This is a genomic window from Pseudomonas arcuscaelestis, assembly GCF_016881005.1.
In the GTDB taxonomy this organism is placed as follows: Bacteria; Pseudomonadota; Gammaproteobacteria; order Pseudomonadales; family Pseudomonadaceae; genus Aquipseudomonas; species Aquipseudomonas arcuscaelestis.
The window spans coordinates 16433-28409 of sequence record NZ_JACOPV010000004.1 but is presented as its reverse complement, the minus strand read 5'-3'; the positions used below and the strand labels follow the sequence as shown (position 1 = coordinate 28409).

Genomic DNA, 11977 nt, shown 5'->3' with positions numbered 1-11977 from the left:
CCATGCTAGATATCAAGGGACTGTTGGTAGAACGCGGACAAGGACCTCAGTCGCACAAAGTGCGACTTGAGACGTTGCAACTACAACAAGGCGAGATCTACGCAATTACCGGCGAAAGCGGTTGTGGCAAGAGCACCCTGCTTGAAGCCATCGGCCTGCTGCTGGCCCCACAATCGCTGGAGCGCTATCAATTGGGCCCTGAGGCCCTGGATGTGGCGCGGTTGCTGGCCGACGACCAACAGCCGGCGCTGGCAGCCGTGCGCTCACGGCAGCTAGGGTTCGTTTTGCAAAATGGTGGCCTGCTGCCGTTTCTCAACGTGCGCGACAACATTCGTCTGCCTCGACGCCTGCTCGGCTTGAGCAGTCGCAGCGATGCCGTGGACATGGCCATCGATGCGCTGCGTCTTGGACCGCTGCTCGACAAATTGCCCCAGGCCTTGTCCATCGGTGAGCGCCAGCGTGTCGCATGCGTCCGGGCGATTGCCCACGAGCCGCGCCTGCTGTTGGCCGATGAGCCGACGGCGGCTCTTGATCCAAACAATGCCCGCCGCTTGTTCGAGTTGCTGCTCAGTCTGGTCAGTAAGCTGGGGCTGAGCGCGTTAGTGGTTTCGCACGACTGGGCTTTGATCGAACACTTCGGATTGCCGCGTCTGGGTGCTGTCAACGGGGAAGGAGAAACACGCTTTGAACCCCTGGTATAAGCGCCTCGCCCTGCTGGCCCAACTATCCCTGGCGGACCTGTGGCACGACCGCAAGGTGACGTTGTGCATGGCTGCCTCGCTGGTTGCGGTGATCGCCCCGCTGCTGCTGTTGTTCGGCCTCAAGCATGGCGTTGTCAGCCAACTGCAGGAAGAGTTGCTGAGCGACCCGCGCAACCTTGAAATCAAAATGCTCAGCAGCGGTCATTACGACAATCAATGGCTGGATAACCTGCGACAACAACCTCAGGTTATTTTCGCCATCGGTCAGACTCGCTCACTCAATACCCAGGCTGACTTGCTGGGTGAGCGTGGCCGTTTTGCCGACAACGTTGAAGTTATCCCTACACAGGCCAACGACCCTTTACTTAAATCGCCGTTGAGCGCGCTGCAAGGCAATCAGGTGATTCTCAGTGCGCGGGCTGCCGAGCGCCTGGCGGCCAAGGCCGGCGACACTGTGCGCCTGCGCGTCGCCCGGCGTATGGACGGCATCAACGAGCATGGTGAACGTACCCTGCAAGTGCAGGAGGTACTGGAACCCGCACGATTTGCGCGCCCGGCAGCGTTCGTTAGCCCGCAGCTTCTGCTTGAACTTGAGTATTACCGTGATGGCTACCAGGTCGCAGGCCTGGGCGGCATTACGGGTAAACCCATGGATGGTGTGAAGGTCGGCTATGCCCGCGCGCGCCTCTACGCCCGTGATATCGATAGCGTCGAACCGCTGGAGCGCTGGCTCAACGAGCAACGTATCGAGACCAGCAGCCGTCTCGCCGAAATCGACAGCGTCAAAGCGATCAACCACGTACTGGGGTTGATTTTCGGCGTGATTGCCGGCGCGGCGCTCATCGGCTGCATCGCCTCGCTGGTGGGTGCCTTCCTGGCCAACATCGATCGCAAGCGCCGCAATCTTGCCGTGCTGCGCCTGCTCGGCTTCGGCACTGCGGCGGTGGCCGGTTATGTGGTGTTGCAAGCATTGTTGTTGAGTGTGGTCGGCTACCTCGGTGGGCTGGCTAGCTACTTCGTCGGCAGCCTGCTGTTCGACCACCTGCTGGGCAGCAGCCAGGCCACCGGCACGTTCATTTGTCACATCACTGTCTGGCATGGCCTGGTGGCCCTGTTTCTGGCCTTCCTTGTCGCTGCCCTGGTCGCCCTGATCGGTGCCCTGCGGGCGATAAACATTCAACCTGCGGAGAGTCTGCGTGAGCTTTAAAGCCTGCTGCCGTCTACTGTTTGTGCCCCTGAGTTTCGGCTACCTGCTTAACGCTTCAGCCGCCGCCTGGGAAGAAAAACATTACAACCCGATGCCCGACGCCGATGACGTGGTGCTGCCAATGCCCTGCGAAGGCTCGATGGTGTTTCGCAAAGTGCTGATCCCGTTGGCCGGGCCACTGGATGACTACCCAATCAATATTGGTCAGGACAGTGCCGAATGGGGTTATGTAGAACAGACTCGCCCGGCCTTTATCTCGGGGAGTTTTACCAACGCCAAGGGCGACAAGTCTCGTTACTACTTGATGGCCAAGTACGAGATGACTCAACTTCAGTATCAGGCTTTGACTGAAGACAACTGCCCGACGCCGTCGAACAAACTGCGCCTGCCGGTGGTGTCGATCAGTTGGCTGGATGCACTGCAGGCTGCGGACAAGTACAACCGTTGGCTGCGCGCCAACGCCGCGGCCAAGCTACCAAGCGAAGACGGCGCCCAAGGCTTTCTGCGCCTGCCCACCGAAACCGAGTGGGAGTTCGCCGCCCGTGGCGGCCTGCAAGTGAGTACTGCGGAGTTTCGTGACGGTCGCTACCCCATGCCGGAAGGCCTGAACGCTTATGAATGGTTTGCCGGCGCGCAATCATCCAACGGCAAGTTGCAGCTGAGTGGTTTGCTCAAACCCAATCCGCTGGGTCTGCACGACATGCTTGGCAACGCCAGCGAGATGATGTTCGAACCCTTCCGCCTGAACAAGCTCGACCGTCAGCATGGTCAAGCCGGCGGTTATGTCGTTCGCGGTGGCAACTTCCTGACCGCTGAAGGTCAGTTGCGCACGGCGCTGCGCCAGGAAGAACCCTACTACAACGCTCAGGGCCCGGTAACCAAGAAAACCAACGGCGTGCGCCTGGCCATGGTCTCGCCGACCCTCACCTCCCGCGAACGGGTCAGCAGCATCGAAAAAAGCTGGAGCAAGCTGGGTAACGATCAGCCGTCCGCCGACCCAAAGGACAAAGGCACCGTCAAAGCGCTTGAAGAGCTGGCATCGAGCGTTGAAGACCAAGGCCTCAAGGACCAGCTCAAGACTGTGGAAAACCAGCTGCGTGCCAGCAACCAGCAGCAACAGGAAGCCCGCGACCAAGCGATTCGCGCCAGCCTGAACCTGGGTGCCTTCCTGTGCACCAAAATGCTCGATGACGGCCAGTACCTGGACTTCCTGCAGAAAAACTATGCCGCCAACTGCAAGGCTGGCGAGGAAGATCCTACCTGCGGCATGCGCAAATCCAAGCTCGACGAGCAGAGCGATCGCCTGCACAAGCTCAGCCGTTACTACGCCAGCTCACTGGTGGACTCCGGCTCGCTCTACGGCCAATCACTGCTCGAAGCTCAAGTGCCGGTGCTCGAAGGCGTGTTGACGGCCAACAAGAATCTTTCGGAACTCAAGCCTTACCTGACGACCCATTGGGCCAACCAGTCGGCGTTCCTGAAAACCCAGAAGATCGACATCAACGCCTGGCTCAAGAGCTGCAAGGCCGTAACTCACTAATCAACAGCGCACAAGGAAAGCCAACGTGAACACAAACAAACCGGGTATTTCGCGGGTATGGATCGGTCTGATGGTTGCATTCAGCCTGGTGCTGAGCGGCTGCGCCAGCACAGGCAGTTCGCTGCTCGGCGACAGCGGCGCCGACCCGCGCTTGACGTCGGGTAACGACGCCAAGTTCTTCAGCGCCTCCGGTTATCAGGCCTGCGCGGTAGCCGCTGCAGGTGGCATTTTGGTTTGCACGCTGTCCAACTCGGGCAACAAGGCGGTCTGCGCCGTGGCTGCGGGACTGGCCGCTTGTGGCGTGGCCATGGGTGCCAACTACTACCTGGATGATCGTCGTGCCAAGTATGCCGACACCACTCAACGTCTGAATGTGATGAGCGCCGACGTGCAGAAAGAAACTGCCAAAGTGGCTGAGCGTACCAACACCCTGCAGCGCGTTATCAATGACGACAAGCAACAGATCGCCGACATCCAGCGCGATATCAAGGCCAAGACTGTCGATAAAGCCAAGGCTCAGCAGAACATCGTCACCATCGACAAGAACCTCGACCTGATGCGCAAAGACGTCAAGAACATGCAAACCCGCATTACCGAGTTCCAAAACGTCGCCAAGCTCGAGCGTGCAAGCGGTTCCGACCAGGTTGAAGTTCAGAAGGTCGAGACCGAGATCGCCAAGATGAACACCAAGGTTGCATCGCTGCAAAAAGAGGTCGATGGCCTCTACGACCAGCGCTCGGCAATCACTCTGGGTTGAGGACAAGGCATGTTGGTAAGAATCGGTTTTTGCGCTCTGCTGCTAGGCACCCTGGCCGGCTGCGCAACCACAGCGTCACAGTGCACGGCCTCCGACAGCAGCGCCAGCCTGATCAGTAAGCTCAACTGCGACTACGGCGGCGGCTATGCCGAGCAGGTGCGTAACAGCGAGCAGGACTTGGTCGCAGCCCGTGAGCAGAATCGCCAGTTCAATCAGGTGTACGACGAGCTTAGCGCCCTACAAGCTTCGACGCGCCAGGACCTGGCCACTCAGCAGCGCCAACAGGCAAACCTGCAAAAGTCGCTGAATGGACTGCTGGCCACCCTCAAGGCGCGTCACGCCAACAAGAGCGATGTGCAACAGCAGATCGCCGGGTTGGAAAAGCAACTCAAGGCAGGCCAAGGCGCTCCGGCAAAAAACGCCAGCAGTGCCCAGGTCGAAGCCCGTAAGCAAGAGCTCAAATCCCTGCAGCAGCAAGTAAGTCGCCTGCAGTTGAGCCTGGGTTACGAGTAAGCCCCATCGGCAGCTTCGGCTGCCGTACTTTTCAGGATTTCATCATGCAGCGGGTTACCCGTGATGCCGGGCCGGACCATTCCGGCCTGGCCGATCTCGTCCAGACAGTCGCGATCATTAGCAAGCATTTCCCTCCCAGTGTTGCCCAACTTTACGCCAGGCCCCGTGCAGGCAATGACGGAGTCCGCGAGTGGTGGACAGAGCTTGAGGGACAGCCACGCTTGTATCGCGAACTCAATGCCGAGCAACAATCGGCTTTGTTAGGTGTGTACGAGCAGCGTCAGGATGCTATTGGGCAGTTGGCCGCTGAACTGGAGCAACGCGGGCAGACCGGCGACGCCTCGGCCCTGCGCCGCCTGATCGGTCCGGCAAATCTGGATAACCTCTACAGCGTCAATGGTTACCCGTTACTGGTACGGTGGGATACGCCTGTAGTCGTAGCCACTCCACCGCCACCGGTCGCGCCGGCGGCCAAGCCTCGACGGCGCTGGATTTTCTGGCTGCCGTGGTTCCTGTTGCCCTTGTTGGCGTTGCTGGCGATCCTGGCAGCGCTGTGGTTCGGCTGCCCTTACCTGCGCCAATGGTTCGGTCAAACTCCACAACCGAACGCAGTGGAACAGCCGGTGATCAGTAGCGAGACGGCGATAACGCCCGCTCCTGAGTTGCCTTTGCCGACTCCAGAGCCTGAGCCTGTACCTGAACCTGAACCTGAACCTCCCGTGGCGCCTGAACCGCCGCCTGTTGCCAAGCCTAAGCAGGCCGAGGCAAGCGCACCGCCAAAGCCTCCTGTATGTCGCAAATACACAAAAAACCAACCCCCTGAATTGGCGGTCGTATTTGATACCTCGGGGTCGATGAACCTCAGTGTCGATGCCTCGTTGAATGATGAGATGTGGTTCTTCAGGAACCTGGACAACCCCTTCGCCGACCCTGCGATCTTCGCCAGAATCACTCAACCGCCTGTACGTATGGACGTGGCCAAGCAGTCTTTGACGCAAATGGTCAAGGACCTGCATCCGGCCATCGACATGCGCCTGGTGACGTTCAACGGTTGCCGTACCCCCGTTGACCACGGCGTGTTTGGCAAGGCCCAGCGACCTGCGCTGATCCGTGGCATCCAGGGCCTGAAGGCCGACGATGGCACAGCGCTGAGCGCAAGCTTGGAGATGGCTGCCAGCAGCATGAACGGCCGAGACCGCGATGGGGTGATTGTCATGTTTGCCGACGGCGAAGATGGCTGCGGTCGTAACATCTGCGAAGTCGCCCAGCGCATCGCCCAGGACCAGCCACGCCTGAAGGTCAACCTGATCAACATCAGCACCAACAGCCTGGCCGACTGCGTCGCTCAGCGCACGGGTGGCCAGGTCTACTCGGTGAACAACGCTTCACAACTGGACATTGCCCTCGAGCAGGCCAGCCAGGAAGTTTCCGCCAATACCAACTGCGAGTAGAGACGCACTCACATGCAGCGAGTCATACGTGATACCCAGGCCAGCCAGGAAGCAGCCACAGCGCTGGAACAGACAGTCGCGCTGATTCGTCAGCACTTTCCACCCACCATTGCCCACCTGTATGCCATACCGCGCCACGCGCGCGACGGTGTGTTGGAGTGGTGGTCGGAGCTTGAGGGCCAGCCTCACCTCTACACCAGCCTTGAGCGCCAGCAGCAGGCCGAATTGCTCAGGCGCTATGAAGAGCGCCAGGCCGCGGTCAAGCAATTGGCCCACGAACTCGAACGACGTGGGCAAGCCGCAGCCGCCCAAGCGCTGAACAAACTGGTTGGCGCACCCGACTTGAACAATCTGTACAGCATCAATGGCGAACCGCTGGTGGTGCGCTGGGGGCAGCCACAGTCGGTGCCTGCGGCGGCCGTGCCGAAGGTTGCTGCGCCTGCGCCTCGACCAGCACCAGCGCCACCTCGACCGACAGCGCCGCGTCGACCGTTGGTACTTTGGCCGTGGCTGCTGGGGTTGCTTCTGCTTGCCCTGCTGTTCGCGTTGTATCTGTGGTGGCCTTCCTTGCGCCAGTTGTGGGCGACGGTTTCATCGCAGAATCTAATCTGCACCCCGACAACAAACTTTCAGCCTTCGGAATTTACCGTGGTGCTCGACACGTCGGGCTCCATGGACGAGCGGATCAGGGTCAAGCGCGAAGGCGAACAGTGGTACATCACGTTGCTACGCAAGGTCCCCTTGATCGAAGAGTTCTTGCCGTATGACAGCAAACAGCGAGTTACACGCATGGATGTGGCCAAAAGCTCACTGAGCACCGTGATCCAGAATCTGGAGCAAGGAATCGATATGCGCTTGGTCACCTTCGACGGTTGTCGCTCGCCTCAGGACCATGGCGTGTTCGCCCCCAGCCAACGCAGCAATCTGATCGAGCGCATCAACAGGTTGCAGCCTCAAGGCGGAACCGCATTAGGCACCAGCCTGGAAGCCGCTGCTGCGCAAATGAACGGCCGCGACCGCGACGGCGTGATCATTATGTTCGTCGATGGTAGCGACAGCTGCGGGCAAAGCGTGTGCGCAGTTTCTCGCCAGATTGCCGAGCAGCAACCACGCTTGCGGGTCAACATCGTCAACATCAGCGCCAGCACGGGCTCCAACTGTGCCGCAGATAACACCGGCGGTCGCGTGTATACCGCCAATGATGCCGCCGCCGTGGCCGCAGCATTGCAGGAAGCCAGCCTGGAGGTTTCAAGTACGTCCGGGTGCAATTGAGCGTCGAAATATCGTCGCCATTATTTCGCCATTACAGAAATAATTGGTAAACTTTACGTCCAAATTCTGCTGCCAATGTGCAGCAGAAACCTACAAACGGATTTGTCATGACAATGGTTTTTTGTCGCGGTTGCGCCAAGGAAATACACGAAACGGCGCCTTCCTGCCCCCAGTGCGGTGCACCTCAGTACCTGCAAGCCCCTACCTCAGCGGCCACCAATGCGTCGCCGTGGATGGGCATTGTTTCGCTGATTCTCGGCATTCTCTGCGTCCTGTCCCTGTTCGATACCTCTGACTGGGACAGTGACACTGTCGCAGGACTCGCAGTGTTCGCTATCGCCAGTCTGGTTTTAGGCATCATCAGCATTGCCCAGCGAAAGCCCGGCAGCAACATGGGTATTGCCGGCGTGGTCATGTCGGGCATTTCGATATTTGTGTTTATTGGATATTCAATTAATTAACGTGAGGGATAACAAATGAGTATGGTTTTTTGTCGTGGCTGCGCCAAGGAGATCCACCAAAGCGCCGTCGCCTGTCCTCAGTGCGGTGCGCCTCAAGCCTTCAACCGCAGTACGCCGGCTTCGACAGCAGCAGTTGCGCCTGAGCAAACAGGTAACTGGTACATCGCCGTACTGAAGAAGTACGCCGTGTTCGCCGGCCGCGCGCGCCGCAAGGAATACTGGATGTTCTTCCTGATCAACTTCCTGATTGCCTGTGGTATTGCCACTGTCGAAGCGTTGTTGGGAATGAATGCAACCCTCTCCAATGTTTACTCGTTGGCCATGTTCATACCCGGCATCGCCGTTGGTGTTCGTCGCATGCATGATAGCGATCGTAGCGGTTGGTGGTTGCTGCTGCCATTCGTCAACATCGTGTTCCTGTGCCTGGACAGCACCCCAGGCACCAACCGTTTCGGCCCGAACCCGAAAGGGATCGCCTGATCATTTATTGATCAGCCTGTCGAAAAAGCGGCCATTCCAGGCCGCTTTTTTGTTTGTGCGTCGGCCAATGACGTTTTTCAATCGCCTCGATGCCGCTTTCTCCCTTGCCCTGCGGCCATCTGTACACGATTCTGTAGGTATCTGCCGTCAACAACTCCCAGCATTGCAGAGGCCTCTATGAAAACCGTGGCACAACTCCTGAAAACCAAAGCCCAACAGCATCATCAAGTTCATACCATTGACCCGGGCCACATGGTGCTCGATGCGCTGAAGTTGATGGCCGAAAAGAACGTCGGTGCCCTGCCGGTGGTTGAGGGCGGTCACGTGGTGGGTATCGTCAGTGAGCGTGACTACGCGCGCAAAATGGTGCTCCAAGGCCGCTCGTCGGTGGGCACGCCGGTCAGCGCCATCATGAGCGCCCCGGTGATTACGGTTGATCCGCACCAGAACGTCGAGTTTTGCATGAACATGATGACCAATAGCCACTTGCGCCACCTACCCGTGGTGGAAAACGGCGAGCTGCTGGGCCTGCTGTCGATTGGTGACCTGGTAAAAGAGGCCATCGCCGAGCAGGCCAATATGATCCAACAGTTGGAGCAGTACATTCGCGGCGACTGAGTAGCCGCGGCATCGATCAGCGGTATTCGCCCTCCAGCTCATCGAGCTGGTGGTCGAAGCTGCGCAGGCGTGCCGACCAGGTGTAGACCAGTACTTCTAGGTCGCGGTTAAGCACTGCCGCGCCGCGTCCGCTGCTTTGCTGGGAATCGCACAAGTCCAGTTGATAGCGCTCACGGGCCATGGCTGTAGCCACGGTAGACAGCTCGCGGGCGTTGTCCAACCAGTGGCGGCGCAGGTCGTGGGTTTCCTTGTCCAGCTCCCGGCACTGACTCTTCAGGGCTTCAAGGCTTTGCTCCAGCGGTGTGCCTTCCAGCTCGCCCATCACCTCCTGGAAGGTTCGACCCGGCTGCCAGTAGCTGCCCCAGAAGTAACGGTCGAACACCGTTTCAACACGGCGTAAGGCAACTTTGGTATTCCAGATAGCTACCAGCGTGCGGCCTTGAGCAAGCTGGCGCCTACTGACGCGCAGTTGCTGCCAGGCAATCCAGGCCAGCGCCGTCAGCGCAAGGGCACCAATGACTCCACCCGCTGCGTAGAGGAATACCAGTGCCTGGTTGAGTTGGTAGGCCTCTTTGACTCCATAGAAGTAACCGACGGTCAGCAGTCCCAAGGCACTCAAGGCGCACCAGAAACCAACTGTGTAGGGATCTTTCATTGGCACTATCCCCTTGTTGTTTTTTTCTGAGCATAGCAACGCCGAACGCCGGTATCAGTGCCACTGAGCGTTTATTTTTTCGGTCGCCGAAGCGCCTCGTTCAGCTGGTCAAAAGGCACGGCCCAGTCGGCATCCTCAATGACGCTTTCTTGCAGAAAAGCCTTTTGCGCCGGGGTCCAGAACGGTGCATCGACCAGCTTTATATCGCCCTTGAGGGGCGAGTGGCTGGTGATGAACTGGTCGATACCGACGGGATCGTCTGGTAGCCCAAGCTGTTTAAACAGTTCCGAGAACTTGTGGTTAGGTGCTTCCATGGGGCACTCCTGTTAGCCAGGCCGGTCGTCCACGACGCCAGGTCTGGCAGTGGGTTGATCATCAACAAACCTCACGCACTTCGGCGTTCGGCACCAGTTTCAGATACTGCGTCATGTTCATGTGGATCAAATGATCGTGATCCCCGGCTTCTACGTAGATATCGCCTTGGCGGGTGAGCGTGGGATCAACCATCATCTTGATCGAGTAGGCGTCTCCCATTGCTGGAATGGCGCCTCGCTCACAGTCGCCGAACAAGTGTGGCAGGTTGCTTTCCGAGGTCATGTGCCACTGACCGGTAGCCTGCACCTTGCTCATATCGAGGTGACGATTGGCCGGTAGCACGGCCATGAGGTAGTTACCGTGGCGGTCGTCGAGCATGACGGACTTGGCCACCCTTTCCGCTGGCACGCCTGCCATACGGGCCGACTCAAGGCTGGTGGATGAGTGGGCATGAGGAACGATGTCGTAATCGCAGCCCGCCGTGTCAAGGCAGCGCTGCAGGGTTTTTGCCATACGCATGATGCACCTCCAGATACAGCTCCCCCACTGATGAAGTTTAGGCCGTGCCGCTGCGGGCGGCGGACTAAACTGATTGGACACGCACAACTCGGGTGAATTCAGGTGATCGCTCGCTGGTGTCGGCAGCTGCTTGTGCTGCTCTTGCTCGGCGCGTTGCCCGGCGGACAAGCTGCGCCCGGCAACCCGGTGTTGGTATTGAGTATTAACGACGCTATAGGTCCGGCCAGTGCCGACTATCTGATACGTGGTTTCGAGCAGGCCAAGTCCGAGCAGGCCCAGCTAGTGGTGATCCACCTCGACACGCCCGGCGGGCTGGACAGCTCGATGCGGGAAATTATCAAGGCTATTCTGGCCAGCCCTGTGCCAGTGGCCAGTTTCGTCGCCCCCGGTGGTGCCCGAGCAGCCAGTGCTGGGACCTATATCCTTTACGCCAGCCACGTTGCCGCCATGGCCCCGGGCACCAATCTGGGCGCTGCGACGCCGGTGCACATTGGCGGCCTGCCCGGTGCACCAAAAGACCCCGGCGCACCGCCTGCTGCGCCGACCGGCGATAAGCAACCTGCGCCGAGCGAGCAAGACACCTTGACGCGAAAACAGGTCAACGACGCAGCGGCCTATATCCGCAGCCTGGCGCAGTTGCGTGGACGCAATGCCGAATGGGCGGAGCAGGCGGTGCGCGACGCCGTAAGCCTGCCAGCCAATGAAGCCTTGCGCCTGAAGGTAATCGACCGCGTCGCCAACGACCTGCCCGACTTGTTGCGCCAACTCGACGGCAAAACGCTGGAGGCCGCTGGCCAGACCGTGCAATTGCACACCGCCAACGCTGTGCTGATCGAGCGCCAACCAGACTGGCGCACACGCTTGCTGGCGGTGATTACCAATCCCAGCGTCGCGCTGATTCTGATCATGGTGGGTGTGTACGGTCTGATGTTCGAGTTCATGAGCCCAGGCACTGGAGTAGGCGGGGTTGTTGGTGGTATCTGCCTGTTGCTGGCGCTGTACGCCTTGCAGTTGCTGCCGGTGAACTATGCCGGCGCCGGCCTGATTCTGCTGGGCGTAGCGTTCATGATTGCCGAGGCATTCATGCCCAGCTTCGGCGTGGTCGGTTTTGGAGGCATCGTCGCCTTCGTCGTCGGGGCGGTGATCCTGATGGACACCGATGTACCCGGCTACGGCATTGCGCTGCCGTTGATCCTGTTCCTGGCGCTGTTGTCGGCTGTGCTTCTGGGCGGAGTGCTGGGCATGGCCATGAAGGCTCGAAAACGGGCGCTGGTGAGCGGCGATGCCGAACTGATCGGCAGCCTGGCGACGGTAATGGCGGTCAACGACAGGGATCCGTTCATCGGCTCGGTACAGGCACAGGGTGAGCAGTGGCAGGCGCAGAGCCAGACGCCGCTGCAAGTAGGGCAACACGTGCGCGTTATCTCACGCAAGGGCGTACTTCTGGACGTCAGCGCAGCAGCTGAAACTGTGGCGCAAGGAGAGTGA

The 11977-nt window shown here is 59.4% G+C and carries 14 protein-coding genes; 11 read left to right on the top strand and 3 right to left on the bottom strand.

Annotation, left to right across the window (positions count from 1 at the left end; genetic code table 11):
- Nucleotides 1–2 precede the first annotated feature (2 nt).
- The 10 genes from H8F21_RS06565 (at nucleotide 3) to H8F21_RS06520 (ending at nucleotide 9000) form a co-directional block, all read left to right on the top strand.
- The gene (locus H8F21_RS06565; RefSeq protein WP_203481064.1) at nucleotides 3–701 is read left to right on the top strand and encodes an ABC transporter ATP-binding protein; all 699 of its coding nucleotides are present in this window, start codon (nucleotides 3–5) and stop codon (nucleotides 699–701) included.
- Nucleotides 685–1908, top strand: a complete 1224-nt coding sequence (locus tag H8F21_RS06560) for an ABC transporter permease (RefSeq protein WP_203481065.1) — start codon at nucleotides 685–687, stop codon at nucleotides 1906–1908. The genes H8F21_RS06565 and H8F21_RS06560 overlap by 17 nt, the downstream gene beginning before the upstream one ends.
- 91 nt (nucleotides 1909–1999) lie before the next feature.
- Entirely contained in the window at nucleotides 2000–3448 is a 1449-nt protein-coding gene (locus tag H8F21_RS06555) for a formylglycine-generating enzyme family protein (protein WP_236042939.1), read from the top strand.
- Nucleotides 3449–3518: 70 nt separating this feature from the next.
- On the top strand, nucleotides 3519–4205 hold the full coding sequence (locus tag H8F21_RS06550; protein WP_203481116.1) for a hypothetical protein: 687 nt from the start codon (nucleotides 3519–3521) through the stop codon (nucleotides 4203–4205).
- A gap of 9 nt (nucleotides 4206–4214) precedes the next feature.
- A complete protein-coding gene (locus tag H8F21_RS06545; protein WP_203481074.1) occupies nucleotides 4215–4718 on the top strand; it encodes a hypothetical protein in 504 nt (167 codons plus the stop codon).
- A gap of 44 nt (nucleotides 4719–4762) precedes the next feature.
- The gene (locus H8F21_RS06540; RefSeq protein WP_203481076.1) at nucleotides 4763–6169 is read left to right on the top strand and encodes a vWA domain-containing protein; all 1407 of its coding nucleotides are present in this window, start codon (nucleotides 4763–4765) and stop codon (nucleotides 6167–6169) included.
- A gap of 12 nt (nucleotides 6170–6181) precedes the next feature.
- Nucleotides 6182–7441 (top strand): VWA domain-containing protein, encoded by a 1260-nt coding sequence (locus tag H8F21_RS06535; protein ID WP_203481078.1) that lies wholly within the window; start codon nucleotides 6182–6184, stop codon nucleotides 7439–7441.
- A gap of 107 nt (nucleotides 7442–7548) precedes the next feature.
- The gene (locus H8F21_RS06530; protein ID WP_203481080.1) at nucleotides 7549–7902 is read left to right on the top strand and encodes a DUF4190 domain-containing protein; all 354 of its coding nucleotides are present in this window, start codon (nucleotides 7549–7551) and stop codon (nucleotides 7900–7902) included.
- A gap of 15 nt (nucleotides 7903–7917) precedes the next feature.
- A complete protein-coding gene (locus H8F21_RS06525; protein WP_236042931.1) occupies nucleotides 7918–8382 on the top strand; it encodes a DUF805 domain-containing protein in 465 nt (154 codons plus the stop codon).
- 177 nt (nucleotides 8383–8559) lie between these two features.
- On the top strand, nucleotides 8560–9000 hold the full coding sequence (locus H8F21_RS06520; RefSeq protein ID WP_203584161.1) for a CBS domain-containing protein: 441 nt from the start codon (nucleotides 8560–8562) through the stop codon (nucleotides 8998–9000).
- 16 nt (nucleotides 9001–9016) lie between these two features.
- On the opposite strand, the gene H8F21_RS06515 is transcribed toward H8F21_RS06520, so the two are convergent.
- From H8F21_RS06515 to H8F21_RS06505, 3 genes are all read right to left on the bottom strand, one after another.
- Nucleotides 9017–9655: an NADH:ubiquinone oxidoreductase subunit N gene (locus H8F21_RS06515; protein WP_136473948.1), complete on the bottom strand. Its 639-nt coding sequence runs from the start codon at nucleotides 9653–9655 to the stop codon at nucleotides 9017–9019.
- 71 nt (nucleotides 9656–9726) lie between these two features.
- Nucleotides 9727–9969, bottom strand: coding sequence for a DUF2789 domain-containing protein (locus tag H8F21_RS06510; RefSeq protein ID WP_203481084.1), 243 nt, complete (start codon nucleotides 9967–9969; stop codon nucleotides 9727–9729).
- Nucleotides 9970–10030: 61 nt separating this feature from the next.
- A complete protein-coding gene (locus H8F21_RS06505) occupies nucleotides 10031–10489 on the bottom strand; it encodes an aminoacyl-tRNA deacylase (RefSeq protein ID WP_203481086.1) in 459 nt (152 codons plus the stop codon).
- Between the two features lie 102 nt (nucleotides 10490–10591).
- Between H8F21_RS06505 and H8F21_RS06500 the strand changes: the two genes are divergently transcribed.
- On the top strand, nucleotides 10592–11977 hold the full coding sequence (locus H8F21_RS06500; RefSeq protein WP_203481088.1) for an NfeD family protein: 1386 nt from the start codon (nucleotides 10592–10594) through the stop codon (nucleotides 11975–11977).